We start from the raw sequence: 17,490 nt of genomic DNA, 5'->3' as shown, positions 1-17,490 counted from the left end.
TGGAAGTTAAAAACATAAAAAAGGATCTCAGAAAGACCCTTTTAAAATTTATTTCCATAGCTTACATGTTGCCAGAAAGCTCAGCCAACTCTTCCCCTCTGGTTTCTGACATTTTTGCAACACACTGATTGACGGTCGTTTGATATGCCGGGCTTTTGTTATCTATCTGGAATGAGTATAACTTACAATCAGAATCCCTGAATTTAATCCAATCCCTCTGGGACGTTTTAATGTTGTTTACTAACGCCTGCTTTAAAGATTCATCATTTATATATGCAGAATTAACAGTACTTACATGATCACGAGCAGCAACGCCTTTAAGTCCTGCGCATTTTGATATTTTAACAGCCTGAGGGTTAGGTATGCCTGATGCAATCATATCATTATATACATCGTTCTCAGTACGCCCCCCCATATCATAACCACGACCAAGTGTTACGCCTGAAAGATCATTACCCGGCCAGTGAATAACCCGGCTATCATATAGAGATGATGAAATATCATTTCCTTCAGCGTTGTAAGTCAACTTACCTTCTAAAGTTTTAACCTGAGATTTGTGCACATACTGCCGCCCGTTGCCGGGATTTATCCACATACGCCTTCAGGTGCTGCCCGTCAGCCACCCTGAACAGCGTGCTGTCCTGCTGCGGGTAAGCCAGCCAGGGCACAGGTGTATATACAGGGTATAAAAAGTCAGCCCGCTCTCTGCCGTTTCGCCTGGCTGAACACGGTGGCGAATAAGTGCAAAGCGCACGAGCGTATTCCTGGCAGTCTGTTCCGCAGGGCAAAACGCACTCAGGCGGCACGTTGTCTATGCGGGGATTTACCGCTCATATTTATTGCGTCAGCCGATGCTCTCCCCCTGTTCTGATTGCGCTTAATCCCTGTTGACCGTTACTTTCTGTTCTGTTATTGAAATACAGGTTGCAGAGGACAGACTGCAGCAGAATTAAGAATACAGGGCCGGGTAACCTCCGGTTGCCGGATAACAGGGTATTATAATTAATAAGGTAATCATCAGTGAAAAAAATCATTTCTGCCTGTGGGCTGGCCGGTTTGTTAGGTATCAGCGGTATTGCCAGCGCTGCTGACGTATTGCGCTTTGCCGTGGATCCCACCTTTCCGCCCTTTGAATTTAAAACAGCAGAAGGCAAATTACAGGGATTCGATATTGATCTCGGTAACGCTATCTGTAAACAGGCACAGGTGACCTGCCAATGGACAGAGCTCAGCTTCGACGGTTTGATTCCGGCACTGCAAGCGAAAAAATTTGATGCCATCCTCTCTTCTATGTCCCGTACCGAGAAACGCCAGCAACAAATTGCTTTCTCGGACATGATTTATCATACACCGAATGCACTGGTGGTGGCTGACGGTAGCCATATCACCGATGACCTGGCAACGCTGAAAGGAAAAACTATCGGGGTTGCCCAGGGAACCACCCAGGAAGCCTGGGCGAAAGCAAAATGGGCCCCGGCCGGGGTACAGGTCGTCTCCTATCCTAATCAGGATGCAATCTACCCAGATCTGGTGGCCGGCCGGCTGGACGGCACCCTGACAGATGCCGTCACCGCAGATAACGGTTTTCTGAAAACACCGCAGGGGAAAGGTTATTCTGTCAGTGCACAGCCGGAAGATAAGGTGTTTTTCGGGCAGGGTTCCGGGATCGGCTTACGTCAAGGTGATACTGCCCGTCTGACCTTAATTAATAATGCTATCGCCGCGATCCATAAAAGCGGTGAATATGCGCGTATCGAAAAAAAGTATTTTACCTTCAGCGTCTATCCGCCACAGTAAGTCTTTCCCCGGTATCCGTACCGGGGAGAGCCCTTATCGGCTTACCTCTCAGCAGCAATGCCGTTGTACCAGCCTGACGAAGAAAGACGCCCCCGCAGAAATAATCTGGTCATTAAAGTCATACCCCGGGTTATGCAGTGAACAGCCCTGCCCCTGCGGGCTGTCATTTCCCAGCAGAAAATAACACCCCGGACGTTTTTCCAGCATAAAGGAAAAGTCTTCGCTGCCGGTGGATGGAATAATATTGTCTTCCACGGCATCGCGGCCAAAGACTTCAATCGCCAGCGCTTTAGCGTCAGCCGTGTGCTGCGCACTATTGGTCAGTACCGGGTAAGACTCACAGACCTGCAGGGTCGCCCTGGCACCGTAGCTCCGGGCTGTCAGTTCACTGATTTCATGAATACGGCGGATCAGCAGTTCCCTGACCTCCGGTTTCATTGCCCGAACCGTCAGTTCCATCTCCGCAGTTTCGGGAATAACATTGGACGCCACTCCCGCATGCAACATCCCGACGGTGACAATCGCCGTCTCTCCCGGAGTGACATTACGCGAGACAATGGTCTGTAATGACATAATCAGCGCGGCGGCGGCCACCAGCGGGTCGACGGTGTTTTCCGGGTGAGCCCCGTGCCCGCCTTTACCGTGCAGAGTGATCTTTACCGTATCAGCCGAGGCCATAAAATGACCGGCATAGAAACCAAATTTTCCGGCCGGCAGCCCGGGACGGTTATGTAATGCATAGATAGCATCGCAGGGGAAACGCTCAAACAATCCGTCCTGAATCATCAAATCAGCGCCGCCAATCGCTTCTTCCGCAGGCTGAAAAATCACATGTACCGTACCATCAAACCGGCATTCATCACTGGCCAGATATCTGGCTGCGGACAGTAAAATGGTAGTATGGCCATCATGACCACAGGCATGCATCTTACCGGGATGCTGACTGGCATAACTCAGTCCGGTGGTTTCCTGGATCGGCAAGGCATCCATATCAGCACGCAGGCCGATAGATTTCGCCGAATGCCCTTTGCTCAGCGTCCCCACCAGCCCGGTTTTACCTATTTCCCGCGTCACCCGGTAGCCCCATTCCGTCAGTTTTTCAGCGACAAACTGGCTGGTCTCAAATTCCTGCAGACTGAGTTCCGGGTGAGCGTGCAGATGACGACGGATAGCGATCATCTCCTCTTCATACTGTTTAATCGCCGGGATAACAACATCAGACATAGTGTATCTCTCTTTTTATAGGTTGTGTTTGCATCATCAACAGCATATCAGGGCCCGATAAATACTTAATCATAATTAACTTTCAGATCACTGACAGTCCGTCGATGAAAGTCATGATTCTGATGACCGGCTCATCGCCAGATACCGGCTGACAGCAAGACAATGTTACCGGTAACCTTAAAAAGAGTATTACTTTGTTACATTACTCTTTATCAGGCCAATGCAGTAAAATTAACATAAATGAAACATTTTTGTTTTTTGGTTCAGAAATATACAACATCTTGATTTGACTTTTTATTTTTATTAACCCTGATAAAACATCGAGTGTAAACGCTACCACAAAAAGATAATCCCGTCCGGTAACGCTGCCGGACACTCTCCGACACCTGTTAAATATCCTGTACATAATAGTTAACCAGATGATTATACTTACCGGCGTTATCATTGTGATGATCACTATTTTTTGTCACTGGAATAACAATGTCGTGGTTACACCCTTTGCTGAACACTATAAATAACATCAGGAAATGTGAATGATTGATATGTTTAATAAGATATCGCGCAGGCGAATATTGCAGGGAATGGGCGCGCTGGCTGCCACATCACTGCTACCGTCAGCGATACTACCGGCTTTCGCCGACACACCTGACAATAGCGACTTTAGTGATATCTCCATGCTGTTAACCGGCCGTAACACTCTGCCTGCAGAATACAGTCGCGCGCTGTTTGCTGCTTTCAGCCACATTGATAGCCAGTTCCCGCAACGTCTGTCACGTCTGAAACAGTGGGTCACTCAGAATTCAGTCCCTGCAGCGGCCCTGAAAACGCGGCTGGCCGCCGACAGTCGTGTGACCGATCTGGCTGACTTACCGGCGCTGATCCTGACGGGCTGGTACCTGGGGATTGCCGGAAGCGGTGATAAAGCCATTTGTGTGGCGTACGTTGATGACCTGGCAAACCAGCAGGTTGCCGCGGTGCTTAACCCCCCGACTTACGCCTATGGCGCTTATGGTAGCTGGGCGGCCAGACCTTTTTAACCGGCCCTGCCGGTGAACTGTTAAATTTTATCCTGTGAGAAGTGATCAGAATGTCTGAAACTATTTCTGCCGATATCGTTGTGGTCGGCTCCGGTGTTGTCGGTTCCCTGACCGCCCGAAAACTGGCGCTGGCCGGTCGCAAGGTCCTGATGCTGGAAGCCGGCCCGCGCATCCAGCGTGATCAAATCGTCAATAATTTTCGCCACTCGGCCCGTAAAGACGATTTTATCGCCCCTTACCCGAATTCAGAAATCGCCCCGTTCCCCGACTATAAACCGGAAGATAACGGCTACCTGGACCAGACCGGGCCGAAAGCTTATAAGCCGGAATATCTGAGGGTGGTCGGCGGTACCAGCTGGCACTGGGCAGCACAAGCCTGGCGCTTGTTACCCAACGATTTCCGTCTGAAATCCCTGTACGGCGTCGGCCGCGACTGGCCGATCAGTTACGAGGACCTGGAACCCTACTATTACGAAGCGGAACTGCTGTGGGGAGTCTCCGGCCCGGACGCTATGGCTAAATATTCACCACGCCGGCACCCTTACCCGATGCCGGGCGTTACCATGTCTTACCTTGAACAGCGGGTGACCGCACGTCTGGCCCCCCGTTACGAAGTGCTGACCAATACCACCGGCCGTAATTCGGTTCCTTATGATGGCCGTCCCCAGTGTTGCGGTAACAACAACTGTATGCCGGTTTGCCCGATTGATGCACAGTATCACGGGGGGATCGCCGCCACAGCGGCAGAAATAGCCGGAGTAGAGCTGATTCCGCAGGCGGTGGTCTATAAACTTGAACACAACGGTCACGGCAAAATCACCGCGCTGCATTACTACGACTGGAATAAACAATCCCATCGGGTGACCGCGGACGTTTTTGTGATGGCCGCAAATGCGATAGAAATACCGCGTATCCTGATGCTGTCGGCAGATGATAAAAACCCCCGGGGTCTGTGTAATAACTATGATCAGCTGGGGCGTAACCTGATGGATCATCCCTCAAACTCTGCCACCTTTTATGTGGATGAGCCACTCTGGCCGGGCCGGGGCCCGATGAGCCCGTCATCTATTCAGCAATTACGTGACGGTGCATTCCGTTCCGAATCAGCCGCATTCCGTATTGATATTTCTAACTCATCACGGGTTGCCGGAGTCACTGCCGGGGCAATTAAAGAAGGACTGACCGGCGCAGACCTCGATAATGCCATTGTCTACCGTGCATCCCATGAACTGAGTATTAAAAACGTGCTCGAACAATTACCAGATCCTGATAACCGCACCATGCTCAGTACCCGTAAAAAAGATGCTCTGGGCTTACCGGTACCGGCATTCTCTTATTCCTATGACGGGTATATCGAAAGAGGTATGCAGCACTCCCTGAAAGTGTACGCAGAAATTGCCAGTCTGCTGGGTGCCACGGATGTCCGCTATTCACCGCCCGGAGTTTACAGTAATAACCAGCATATTACCGGCACCCTGGCCATGGGCCACGATGAAAAAACCTCAGTGACTGACCCGACAGGAAAAGCCTGGGAATTCGATAATCTGTACATGGTTTCTACCGGGGTGATGCCGACAGTGGCAACAGCCAACTCAACGCTGACTGCCTGTGCGCTCGGTTTACGTACTGCTGACGCCATTCTTGGCAAACTCTGAGGGGATCGCCGATGAAAAGATTGCTTTCTCTGAGCATTGCGGCTGCGCTCAGCGGGCTGGTGCTGACCAGCACCGCCTTTGCGGAAGATAGTGCCGGACAACGGCTGGTTGAAAAAGGGCAATATTTGGCTGTCGCCGGGGACTGTGCCGCTTGTCACACGACCGATGGCGGTAAGCCTTTTGCCGGCGGGCTGGCGATAGCCACCCCGATCGGTAAAATTATATCGACCAATATCACCCCGTCGAAAACTGACGGTATCGGTGACTATTCACTGGCCGATTTCGAAAAAGCAGTGCGCCAGGGCATCAGAAAAGACGGTGCCCGCCTGTACCCGGCTATGCCTTATACCTCTTATGCCAGAATCACCGATCAGGATATGCAGGCCCTGTATGCATACTTTATGCAGGCTGTGGCTCCGGTCGATCAAAAAACCCGGGCCACCGACTTGCCGTTCCCGTTCAATATCCGTTTTTCCATGGCCGGGTGGAATCTGCTGTTTGCGGGGGACAAGCCTTATACTGAGGACAGCAGTCAGTCTGCGGCCTGGAACCGCGGGGCTTACCTGGTACAGGGACTGGCCCACTGTTCAACCTGCCATACCCCGCGCAATGCCCTGATGGCCGAGAAACAGGGTCAGGCGCTGGCCGGTGCTTCGCTCGGTACCTGGTTTGCCCCGAATATCACCCCGGATATGCATGCCGGTATCGGTCACTGGTCTGCCAGTGATTTGGCCAGCTATCTGTCTGCCGGCCATTCACCGACCGGTTCACAGGCGGGTGGTCCGATGCTGGAAGCGATTAATAAAAGCTTTAGCCGACTGTCAGCCAGCGATATTAATGCCATCGTGACCTATATTCGCGCCACTACACCTCAGCCGGAGAATGCCGCGCCGGGCCGGTTACCTGCCAGCCCGCCGCGAGTCTCTGAGCTGGCGCTGATGAACGACAGTGCCTCACCGGGGGCTCAGCTTTATTCAGAACACTGTGCAACCTGCCATCAGTTATCGGGCCAGGGCAGCCGCGGATTGCCGGCGCTGTACGGCAATGCGGCGCTGCAGCGTCCGGTGGCTGATAATGCGGTAATGGCGATTCTCGACGGATTAACCCCTGACCACGGACAGGCTATGCCGTCATTCAGCAGCAGTATGAATGATCAGCAAATCTCGACACTGGTTAATTATATCTTCAGCACCTTCGGTGACAGGGAGGTACAGACCAGTCCGCAACGGGTCGCAGTACTGCGGGCAGGAGGTGCACCGTCCCCGCTGTTGTCGATAGCCAGGGGCGGAATGATCGCTGCCGTGGTGATTGTTGCCGGGCTGATTATCGCTGGTGTTGTGCGGCGATCCCGTCGTAAAAAACGCTGATACGGGTCACTTTCCCGGGGGCTGCCCGCGCAGCCCCTGTTTATTTATCCGCCCTGAACCGGCTGTGCAAGTACCTCTCTGGCAGCCTGCCGCCGCTGTGCTGCGGACAGTTCCATAAGCTGTCCCTGCTGCATCTGCAGGACCCGGTCTGCGACATCAAAGTAATCATCATCATGACTGATAATCAGCAGGGTTTTGCCCTGCGACACTAACCACGGCAACAATTCACGATAGAAATAGCGCCGGAACTGGGGATCCTGTTCGGCAGCCCACTCATCAAGAAACAAAATATCGCGCTTTTCCGCCAGCGCCAGTAACAATGCCACTCGTTTTTTTTGCCCCTGAGACAGTTCCAGCGTACTCAGCTGGTGATCCTTGACATAAATTTTCTCCCCCAGCTGCATTTTTTCCAGCCACTGTTCTGTCAGGGCCTGATCCTCCGGCTGTGGTTCAACAAACAGGGTTTTAAACAAATAAGGCCGGGTAAATACCACCGAAAACAGAGATTTTAACCCTGTATTGTCCAGCGGCTGATTATCCAGCCAGACTTTCGCCTGAGGATCTTTATACAAACCGGCCAGCATCTGACTAAGAGTCGATTTCCCGGAGCCATTGGCACCGATAATAAATACAATTTCCCCGCGTCTGAGAGTGGCATTCACCGGACCCACCCGGAACCCGCTCTGCGGGTAATACCAGCTGAGATTTTCCCAGCGCAGGATCTGCCAGTCGGCAGGGATCGCCGTAGCAGGCGGCGGCTCAGTCGTCGCCCGGTCGGGGAATATCTGGTTGATTTTTTGCCAGGCCAGTTCCCCGCTCAGCAACGTCGGCCAGGCACCAATCGCCTGTAGCAACGGAGAGCGTAAAAACAAGACGGTCAGGGAGAAAGATGTGGCTGTGGTGGCGGAGATCCATCCCAGCGACCGGGACGCCAGGAAAATCAGCCCGATTAGCCCGAGCATCATGATATTTGACCAGTTAATTGCCGAAATATGAAAACTGTCGGCGCGGATAATATGCTGCCGGTAGCCGAGGGCCGCCTGCTGATAATCATGGTCATAAAAGTGCCGGGCCCTGGCCGGATTCAGGCTCAGTTCTTTTTTACCGTGGATAACCACCTGGAAGACCTCCTGCAACTGGCTCTCATAGTCACGGACATGGCGGATATGATGATAGACCTTAGCCACCATCCGGTAACCGGTATAAAAAGTCAGCCCCATCCAGATAATCACTATCCCTGATACAGGCAGGGATAAATAGCCGAGATAGCCGATCGCCACCCCGCCCAGCACGACTCCCTGAATTAATTCAGGCAGACGGACAAAAGCCAGGGTGATATTACGAATATCCGGCCCCAGCAGAGACAGTAACTCACCGTCCCCCTGTTGCTCTAACTTATCCAGTGGTGTGGCCATCATTTGCCGGATGATCCGGCTGCGTTTCTGCCAGATAAAATGATGCCCCAGCGCCGTCAGTCCCCACTGTGCTGCCAGCGTAATCAGTAACAGCAGGATCAGCAGCCCGGTCAGCTTGCTCAGCCCGGTATATAACGAGCTTTCATCGGCCAGGGTCTGATTAATATAAGCAATGGTAAAAATACCCAGACAGGCACTGGTCAGGTTAAGCAGAATAATTCCGCCGATAGCCAGCAAATGCTGTTTCAGAATCGATCGTAGTAGCGACATAGTTCACTGTAAAAATGGCCGCCGGACTGGCCGGCGGACAGGGGCTGAGGAACAACGGGAGTGATCAGAAATCGACACTCATTGATAATTTAAGGGTTCGCGGATCCCCCTGGGTCAGATAACCATTACTCTGACCGACGGTTTGCCAGTATTTTCTGTTGGTGACGTTTTCCAGCCCGGCGCGCCAGGTTACACGGGTCTCCTGCAGTGAGGTCACATACTGTACCCCGAGGTCCAGACGGGTCCAGGCCGGTATCGGCATAGTATTGGCCACATCGTAATACTGGCGGCTGGTATGCACCAGGGTGCCCGATAAGGTGACGCCCTGTACGCCCGGAATATCCCATTCAGAACCCAGTGTCCATTGATTACGCGGTACGCCTACAGCATCCTTACCATTGGATCCGTCGCTGGTATTGTGCATTACCGGTTTCAGCCAGCTGCTGCCGGCATTCACCCGCCAGCCAAGGATCGGCTCACCGAAGATATTGACTTCAATGCCCTGATTACGCTGTTCACCGGTCAGACGATATACCTGGTCACTGTCCAGACGGCCCGCCATCTTACGCATATCAAACAGGGCCAGGTTTCCGCCAAAGGTGCCGCGCTGTACTTTAACCCCGACTTCGTTCTGTCGCGTACGTCCGATACCCGGCACCTGCCCTGCATTCACCGCATTTGACGGGGCAACGGCTGCCGCCTGCAGACCTTCCGTATGGTTTGCGTACAGAGACAGCCAGTCCTGTGCTTTCCATACCACACCATAGGCCGGTGACCAGCGATGAGCATCAAATGCACTGGCCGTATCTTCCGCACCACTGTATTGGTAGTTACGTACCCGCAGTTTCTGGTAGCGGGCACCGGCCGTGAATAACAGGCGGTCGTCGAGTATCCCGAGCGTATCTGACAGGGAAATACCGTTATTGACGGTACGGCTGCGTACGGAAGGTGCCGACATATTACCGCCGGAATAAATCATCGGCCCGGCAGTTACCGGCGAAGGGTTATAGATATTCGGTCCGGTGAAAGTTCCCGACATCAGATAGGCGCTGCCTGCCCGATTATAGATACCGGAATAACCGAGGTTAACCTGATGGCTGACATCACCGGTGCGGAATTTCCCGCGGACCCCGGCCATACCGGCCACTGTATCGGCAGAGTAATGAGTATCCAGACGGCTCATCGTGGAATCCCCGTTCAGGTCTGATACTACCGGCGACCCGCTGGCCGACCATTCATTGGTATGGTTAGCCCCGATAGCACTGTAGAATACCCAGTCCGGTGTCAGGTGGTAGTCATTTTTCAGTAAGGCATAACGGGTGGTTAAATTTGCGTAACTCCATGACTGCCCGTAGTTAGTGCGCGGATCCGGCGCATCAGGGACTTCGGTCATCCCCTTCGCCAGCCGGATACCTGCCCGGCCATTATGGATCGTCGATTTTACGTACCCCAGATCCAGTGAACTCTCCAGTTTATCGCCATGGTAATCAAGGCCGAGAAAAGCGGCAGTGGTACGATCTTTCTCACGGTGAATCTGTGTTTCACCTTCGCGCTGTACCAGGTTAGCACGGATACCAAACTGGTCCCGGTCACCGAAACGCTGACCAATATCGGCACTGACCCCGGGTTGCTGGCGGGAGGTATAATCGACGCTGATACGCCGGACCGGCGTACTGGTGGCGTGTTTAGATTCGATATTAATATTGCCCCCGGCACCGCTCCCTGCGGCAGGGACACCATTCATAAAGGCAGTGGAACCTTTAATAATTTCTACCCGCTCAACGTCTTCCAGAGGAAGAATTTGCCGTGGCAGGATCCCGTACAGGCCATTAAGGGCAATATCATCACCCAGCAGGTCAAACCCGCGGATACGGAATCCCTGAGAGAAATTGCCATAACCACGTACGTTCTGCACCGATGCATCATTTTTTACCACATCCTGCAAAGTACGGGCCTGCTGACTGTCTATCAGTGTTGAGGTGTAGCTGATCACATTAAAGGGAACATCAAGGGCTTTCTGTTCCCCCAGTACCCCCAGCCGTGCGCCATTGGCAATACCACCGTCCAGAAATGCCGGCAGTGGATCCTGACCATTATTGGTGTCTGCCCCCGGTCTGGCGGTAACCAGCAAGGTATTATTGCCGGTTCCGGCTTCATCCCCCGGGGGATGGCCTGCCCCAAGGGCATAACTACTGACCGGAAGAAGTGCCATCAGGATGGCCTGGCGGAGCAGACCGGGTGTGAAACTACTGCCACTCATTTTCATTTTTCTGCCTGGTTTGTCTGGTAAACCGGTACAGCTCGCGGATGTCTGCCGCTGACTGTTACCGGAAAAATGCTACAAAACGCAGGATAATAATGTAACTCTTTATCATTTGCATTATTATTCCAGGAATTTTATTGTCAGCAGTGGAAATTTTGCCATGTCAGTCACCGATACTACGGCTGAACTGCCGTTTAGCGGCGTTCCTGCCAGGATCCTTTGTCAGCCGGACGCCTTTGGTGCATGGCTGCCCTCCGTCTGGCAACAGTATTCCCCGTCGGAAAAAGCCGCATGGCTGTCCCTGTGGTCGCACTGGCTGTTTGCCGATACGCTGATCAACTGGGCCGTGAGGCTGTGTTGCGAGCAGCGGGCCAGCCCGTTATGGGAATTCAACGGACAGCTACAACTTAACCACCACGGATACCCGGAGACCTGGCTGAATGCCGGTGCCCCGGGGCCGCAGTTACCCCTCGACAGGCAGCAACAGCAGCTGGAACAGCTGATCAGCCAGTTTATTGATCCCGTATGTCAGACACTGGCCACCTTTGCCGGACATAATCTGACCGTATTCTGGAGTAATGCGGCGGTCAGACTATGGCAGGGAATGCAGCGGGCTGCCGAAAAACAGGCGGATGTACAGTTGCTGGAGGCGTTATTCGCCATGCCCCGCCTGCCAGACGGCCAGGTCAACCGCTTATATGCGCCGTTACGCACCCTGAGCGGGCCGGACGGCTCTCCGCGCCAGCAACGCCGCCACTGTTGTCTGATTTTCCGGCTCGACGGGCATCAGAAGTGCCCGTCCTGTCCGCTGCTGAAAAGCGAAAACAGTTAATCCGATGAGAAAAAATGTGAACAGTCAGGATACCCTTGCCAGTGCGGCAACATTCGGCCTTTTTCAGGCACAAGTCAGTATTGAACAGCGGCAATTACTCCGCCCCCTGAACCTGCAGTTTTCACCACAGCGGGTCACGGGATTGATTGGCCATAATGGCTCCGGAAAATCTACCCTGATTAAACTGCTCAGCCGGCAGAGTACGCCTTCCGCCGGAGAGATCCGCTGGCATGGCAAACCCTTATCTGACTGGGGGGCCAGGGAGTTTGCCCGTCAGGTGGCCTATCTGCCCCAGAGTCTGCCGGTGGCGGAAGGAATGACCGTAAAAGAGCTGGTCGGGCTCGGGCGTTATGCCTGGCATGGCGCGCTGGGAAAAATGCGCCATGAGGATCATGACGCCATTGCCCGTGCGATTGCCAGTGTCGATCTCACCCGTGCCAGTGACCAGCTGGTGGAGAGTCTGTCCGGGGGTGAACGGCAGCGAGCGTGGATTGCCATGTGCGTGGTTCAGGGCAGCCACTGTTTATTACTGGATGAACCGACCTCCGCGCTGGATATTGCCCATCAGAAAGAGGTGCTGTCAGTGATCCACACCTTGTCACGGCAACGCAAGTTAACCGTTATTATGGTGTTGCACGACATTAATATGGCCGCACGGTTCTGTGATGAATTTATTGCCCTGAAACAGGGAGAGAAAATTTTTCACGGTAATGTCAGTCAGCTGATGACCCCGTCACAGCTGGAACAGATTTACGGTGTGCCGATGGGCGTCATCCGCCAGCCGGAGAACGGGGAGTATATCAGCTATGTCAGATAGTTCCGGCGGACAACCGGCACTGTTCAGCCGGCGTCAGTTATTACGCCGGTCAGCCTTACTGCTGGCCGCCGCCGGCCTGCCGTCAGTGTGCCGCGCGGTGGCTGCCCCGCCATTATCGCCGGTTGCCGCACTGGAGTGGTCGGCCGTCGAAATGCTGTATGTTCTGGGGCTGACACCAATGGCAGTCAGTGATATCAGTGGCTATAACAACTGGGTATCGGCACCGCCTGTCCCGCCTCAGGTCACCGAACTGGGGCTGCGCACCGAACCTAATCTGGAACTGCTGTACAGCCTGGCTCCCCGGTTACTGCTCCTGCCGCAACATTCGCCGTTATCCGTCTCCCGGCTACAGCAAATCGCCCCCGTATGGCAGTATCCGTTTGCCGTTGCCGGCAGCACACTGCTCAGTGTGGCGCGGCAGAATATACTGCAGCTGGCAGATCGTCTTGAACGTCAGCCCGTGGCACAGCAATACCTGCACAGTTTCGACCAGCAAATGGCGGTTTACCGGCAGCAACTGCAACCACTGGCAGGTAAAAAAGTGCTGATGTTTACCCTGATGTCACCCCGTCAGGCCCTGGTACTGACCCGCGACAGCCTTTTCGGCGAAGTCGTCACCGCCACCGGTCTGCAATCCGCCTGGCAGGGATCGTCCAGTATCTGGGGAAGTGTGATCGTCGGTATCGAGCAACTGCTGACCTGTCAGGCAGATATTGTGTTGCAGTTTTCACACGGTGATCAGGGGCTGACTAACGCATTGTCCGGCTCACCGGTCTGGCAGCAGATACCTTTTAATCTGCAACACCGTCGCCGGCTTATTGAACCGATCTGGCTGTATGGCAGTCTTTATTCAGCATTACGTTTTGCCGGAAAACTGGTGCAGACTGCGGAGGAATACCGTGCGTAAATCCGCCGTGATATCAATTATTCTGCTGTTGTCGGTCGTGATTATGCTGTTACTGACCGTGAACAGCCTGCATTATTATTTTCCGCATCATCCCCGGGGACTGACGCCACAGGCTGTCGCTGATCTTCAGCAACAGAATATGCTGCTGTTGCACTACAGCTATCTGCCACGGATCGCCGTGGCATTACTGACCGGTGCAATACTCGGGCTGGCGGGCTGGCTGTGTCAGTTATTACTGAAAAACCCGCTGGCCGAACCTTCGACCCTCGGTATTGCCTCCGGGGCTCAACTGGGCATGACGCTGGCCACCCTGCTGGGCAGCAGTGTGCTGATCAGTCAGGGGTTATCCCTGGCCGGTGCATTGGTCTGCGGGGTGATTATTTTTATTCTCAGTAATCAGCGCCGTCTGTCTCCCCTCACCCTGCTGCTGACCGGACTGATTATCGGGCTGTTTTGCACCGCCTTGCAGAACGGGATTATGCTGTTCCGCCACCAGCAGTTGCAGAATGTGTTTATCTGGAGCAGTGGAAATCTGACCCAGAATGACTGGTCAGTGGTGAAAAATCTGACGCCGGTGGTGCTGATTATTGTCCTGCTGACTGTGCTTTTTTCCCGACCGTTAAACCTGCTGCGTTTATCCGATACGATGATCAGCAGCCTCGGTGGCCGCAGCCAGCGTATCCGGCTGGGGGGATTATTGCTGGTGATCTTCGCCGCCGGCTGGACTGTCAGCCAGGCAGGTATTATTGGTTTTATCGGCCTGTTTGCCCCGCAGATCTGCCGGTTACTGCCCCATAAGCGTTTTATCAGCCATCTGCTGCTGGTGATGCTGTTCGGCGCACTGATATTACTGGCCTGTGATCAGGTTGCCGTATTGATGGCGTATGGCGGCTATCAAATCACCGCCGGTAATATTACCGCCATCGGCGGGATCCCGCTGATGCTGTGGATTATTGCCCGTGCCCGGTTTGTTACCCTCCCGGACTTACATCCGCAGCCCCGCCGGGCACGGCAAATCAACCGCCGAAAATGGGCCCTGCTGGTAATACTGCTGATACTGGCTGCATTGCTGGCGGTGAGTATTACCCGCACCGGACAGGGTCTGCAACTGACCGGTTCTGATCCTTTAGGGTTCCGCTGGCCACGGGCCATGGTCGCCGGCAGTTGCGGCGCGCTACTGGCTATCGGCGGGGTCATATTACAACGCCTGACCGCCAACCCGCTGGCCAGCCCCGAAGTGCTCGGGGTTAACAGCGGCGCTGCATGCGGGGTGGTCGTTATGCTGTTAATCTTCCCCGGCGCGGCGGGGATCACTGTTTTCCCTGCTGCACTGGCGGGAGCATTGCTCAGCCTGGGGATTATTATTTGCTTCGCTTTTGCCGGAGCGGCATCGTCATCGCGTATTCTGCTGGCCGGAACGGCCCTGAGTGCCCTTGCCGCTGCCGTGATCAGTTTGCTGCTGGCCAGCGGCACACCCGATGCCAGTCAGATTATCAGCTGGTTATCAGGCTCTGCCTGGGGAGCTACCCCACAGACAGCGTTCAGTGGCCTGATCATCATTACTGTTGCCCTGCCCCTGTCGTTGCTGTTTTTTCGCTGGCTGACCCTGTTACCCCTTGGCGGACCCGTGGCCGCATCCCTGGGACTCGCCTTGCGGCCGGTCACCGGCGTACTGCTGGTATTTTGCGCCATCCTCAGTGCCTGTGCCACCCTGTTACTGGGGCCAATGAGCTTTATCGGACTGCTGGCACCTCAGGCGATCCGCCAGCTGGGGATCCGTCAGGCTGCGGTTGCCTTACCGGCCGCAGCCATCACCGGCGCGGTACTGATGATAGTGGCTGATACTCTGGGGCGGCTGGTTATCTGGCCTTTCCAGATTCCGGCGGGGATTATGGCGGTACTGCTGGGAACACCGGTATTTGTCTGGCTGTTATGCCGACAGAATAACGGCTGAGATTGCTGTCTGTCACTGACGGCCCGTTCACCCGCCAACGGGCCGTTATCCTCAGAAAACCACTACCGTTTTCAGCCCGGCAACCCAGCCATCGGCGGTATTTCTGTCACCCGCCGGGTTATGCCAGTACTGAATATCCGGCTGAACTTGCAGCCACGGGGTGATGGTAAAACGGTAATACAGCTCTGCATTCACCGAACTGCTGATGTTCGGATACCCCGCTACCGTCGGCAGAGACGCCACTCTGGCGAACGCGTACTTTTCGTTTCCATAGTGACTCATCCTGATATAGCTTACCCCCAGCCCCAGCCAGTCCCGCGGCCGGCTGTCAAACAGACCACGGTAACGCATGGATATGGCACTGGTCAGCTGAATCGGGTTAGTCCGGTGATCGGCCAGGCTGCCACTCCAGGACAGACTCATCCCGCGTTGTTTATTGTCTTTATGCGACGTGACCTGCTGATTCGCAGAGGCCCAGATAAATGCGGTATTGCCATAACTACGATACCCCAGCGGATCACGGCTGCCATCCTGCTGCGATTTTCCGCGTGATAAGTGAGGCTGGCTGGCATTGGTCAGCAATACACCGGCATTGTATAAACCCGGCAGACCTTTAACGGTGGTTTTCAGCTCGACTTCCAGCGGCAGCAGGACTCCGCGACTGCCTCTGGCGGACAGACTCCAGCCGCGATTTCGATCCGCGGCCCGCGGATTCTGTTCCATGATACCGCCTTTCAGAGTCACTTCCGGCGTCAGCTTATATTCCAGTGTGGTTCCCCAGCTATGCACGTTCCAGTTGTTCCACAACAGAGCATTGGCTGATTTTCCTCCACATTGTGTCAGCATCTGAAAATCACAGGGAATTGACTGATCGAAGGTCTGTACCTTATTCATCATACCGATACGCCAGAAAAGACGCCGCTCAAAAAAACTGCGGCTGAAAGTCAGCCAGCCAAGCCGTGTAATGGATTGCCCGCCCCAGCTTTCCTGAGCAAGATCATTAAACGGCAGTGCCGGATTCTGTAACCGTTCCGCCGTCAGATTATTATTATGATTACGGTTAACGATATTACCTTCGATAGTCGCATCAGGGATACCGGTGATCTGCTGCAGACTTTGCGAAAAAGTCAGGGCAAACTGGTCGATATAAGCCAGTTTGCGATCACGGTTATAACCTCCGCCGGTATTTACTGCCGACTGGCTGAGATAGGCCAGATTAAAATTAAACCCTGACCTGGCGAGATCTGATCTCAGGCCCAGCATATCGCCAAATACTCCGGGTTCTGAGGGTTCAAAACCTAATACACTTGCTTCCCATTGCGTGGCATAGGCCGGGCAGGAAAATACAGCACACAGAAATACTATTGATTTTTTACGATTACGCCACTGCTGGCCGGTTATATTCATACGCTCATCCTGAAAAGTAAATTAATCCGTTAGTTATTCGCAATAACAGAATATAAATACCGCCTGAGGACAGGAGCAGTATTATTCATCAGGCCGTTTCATTTTTTCAGAAAATATTAATCCGCCCGTCACAGAGATAACCCCTGGCGGTAAAGAGAATTCATACTGAAAAAATTATTTTTCGGACAGTCCGGTCTGTTATGCAATATTACTTTATCATTCAGTAACGCTGATAAAACATTCTTTTCAAAGTATCATTAATTATTGTGATAAGAGTCATACAGGAGGCGAGTCTATATCAGAATTATCCAGATCCAGTGTTGGCTAATGCGGATTATTCCAAAAGTATCTCCGCAAGGACCTATTACTGATAACTGATTGTTCAGTGGCCCTGCCCGGGAAGCATCGTCCCGGCTGGCGCGGAGCCGGCCAGCGGACAGCATACTCACGGGTAAAAAAGTGCTTGTTTTACCGCTGTTCCCTGCGTTTCAACGGGTTAAATGTACTTTCCCCTGCCAATCAGAGACTGTCTGGCGTATACTTTT

Annotated in this window: 13 protein-coding genes; 8 read left to right on the top strand and 5 right to left on the bottom strand. The window is 53.6% G+C overall.

Annotation, left to right across the window (positions count from 1 at the left end):
- Positions 1 to 61: 61 nt before the first annotated feature.
- Positions 62 to 595, bottom strand: a complete 534-nt coding sequence (locus JK216_RS00275) for a lysozyme inhibitor LprI family protein (protein WP_212711328.1) — start codon at positions 593 to 595, stop codon at positions 62 to 64.
- Positions 596 to 1,047: 452 nt separating this feature from the next.
- Here JK216_RS00275 and JK216_RS00270 point away from each other — a divergent pair, with 452 nt between their 5' ends.
- The gene (locus JK216_RS00270; RefSeq protein WP_249212954.1) at positions 1,048 to 1,797 is read left to right on the top strand and encodes a transporter substrate-binding domain-containing protein; all 750 of its coding nucleotides are present in this window, start codon (positions 1,048 to 1,050) and stop codon (positions 1,795 to 1,797) included.
- Between the two features lie 48 nt (positions 1,798 to 1,845).
- Here the strand turns inward: JK216_RS00270 and JK216_RS00265 are convergent, their stop codons facing one another.
- The gene (locus JK216_RS00265; RefSeq protein WP_212710111.1) at positions 1,846 to 3,021 is read right to left on the bottom strand and encodes a M20 aminoacylase family protein; all 1,176 of its coding nucleotides are present in this window, start codon (positions 3,019 to 3,021) and stop codon (positions 1,846 to 1,848) included.
- 533 nt (positions 3,022 to 3,554) lie between these two features.
- Here JK216_RS00265 and JK216_RS00260 point away from each other — a divergent pair.
- Genes JK216_RS00260 through JK216_RS00250 form a run of 3 tightly spaced genes read left to right on the top strand, consistent with a single transcriptional unit; the run spans position 3,555 to position 7,080 of the window.
- Complete coding sequence (locus JK216_RS00260) at positions 3,555 to 4,058, top strand: sugar dehydrogenase complex small subunit (protein ID WP_212706922.1); 504 nt, start codon at positions 3,555 to 3,557, stop codon at positions 4,056 to 4,058.
- 50 nt (positions 4,059 to 4,108) lie between these two features.
- Entirely contained in the window at positions 4,109 to 5,713 is a 1,605-nt protein-coding gene (locus JK216_RS00255) for a GMC family oxidoreductase (RefSeq protein ID WP_212706921.1), read from the top strand.
- 11 nt (positions 5,714 to 5,724) lie between these two features.
- Positions 5,725 to 7,080: a c-type cytochrome gene (locus JK216_RS00250; RefSeq protein ID WP_212710109.1), complete on the top strand. Its 1,356-nt coding sequence runs from the start codon at positions 5,725 to 5,727 to the stop codon at positions 7,078 to 7,080.
- Positions 7,081 to 7,124: 44 nt separating this feature from the next.
- Here the strand turns inward: JK216_RS00250 and JK216_RS00245 are convergent, their stop codons facing one another.
- Entirely contained in the window at positions 7,125 to 8,765 is a 1,641-nt protein-coding gene (locus JK216_RS00245; protein WP_212706919.1) for a multidrug ABC transporter permease/ATP-binding protein, read from the bottom strand.
- A gap of 64 nt (positions 8,766 to 8,829) precedes the next feature.
- Positions 8,830 to 11,031 (bottom strand): TonB-dependent siderophore receptor, encoded by a 2,202-nt coding sequence (locus tag JK216_RS00240; RefSeq protein ID WP_249212938.1) that lies wholly within the window; start codon positions 11,029 to 11,031, stop codon positions 8,830 to 8,832.
- A gap of 157 nt (positions 11,032 to 11,188) precedes the next feature.
- Here JK216_RS00240 and fhuF point away from each other — a divergent pair, with 157 nt between their 5' ends.
- From fhuF to fhuB, 4 genes are all read left to right on the top strand, one after another.
- Positions 11,189 to 11,860 (top strand): siderophore-iron reductase FhuF, encoded by a 672-nt coding sequence (gene fhuF / locus JK216_RS00235; RefSeq protein WP_212711327.1) that lies wholly within the window; start codon positions 11,189 to 11,191, stop codon positions 11,858 to 11,860.
- Positions 11,861 to 11,939: 79 nt separating this feature from the next.
- A complete protein-coding gene (locus JK216_RS00230; RefSeq protein ID WP_349290152.1) occupies positions 11,940 to 12,677 on the top strand; it encodes an ATP-binding cassette domain-containing protein in 738 nt (245 codons plus the stop codon).
- On the top strand, positions 12,667 to 13,584 hold the full coding sequence (fhuD, locus tag JK216_RS00225) for a Fe(3+)-hydroxamate ABC transporter substrate-binding protein FhuD (RefSeq protein WP_212711326.1): 918 nt from the start codon (positions 12,667 to 12,669) through the stop codon (positions 13,582 to 13,584). The genes JK216_RS00230 and fhuD overlap by 11 nt, the downstream gene beginning before the upstream one ends.
- Positions 13,577 to 15,538, top strand: coding sequence for a Fe(3+)-hydroxamate ABC transporter permease FhuB (gene fhuB / locus JK216_RS00220; RefSeq protein WP_212711325.1), 1,962 nt, complete (start codon positions 13,577 to 13,579; stop codon positions 15,536 to 15,538). The genes fhuD and fhuB overlap by 8 nt, the downstream gene beginning before the upstream one ends.
- 51 nt (positions 15,539 to 15,589) lie before the next feature.
- Here the strand turns inward: fhuB and JK216_RS00215 are convergent, their stop codons facing one another.
- Positions 15,590 to 16,945 (bottom strand): carbohydrate porin, encoded by a 1,356-nt coding sequence (locus JK216_RS00215; RefSeq protein ID WP_212706914.1) that lies wholly within the window; start codon positions 16,943 to 16,945, stop codon positions 15,590 to 15,592.
- Between the last annotated feature and the right edge of the window lie 545 nt (positions 16,946 to 17,490).

The organism is Tatumella sp. JGM94 (assembly GCF_018257595.1).
Lineage (GTDB): Bacteria > Pseudomonadota > Gammaproteobacteria > Enterobacterales > Enterobacteriaceae > Tatumella > Tatumella punctata.
Note: the sequence above shows the minus strand (reverse complement) of the source record. Positions and strands in the feature narration are given on the sequence as shown.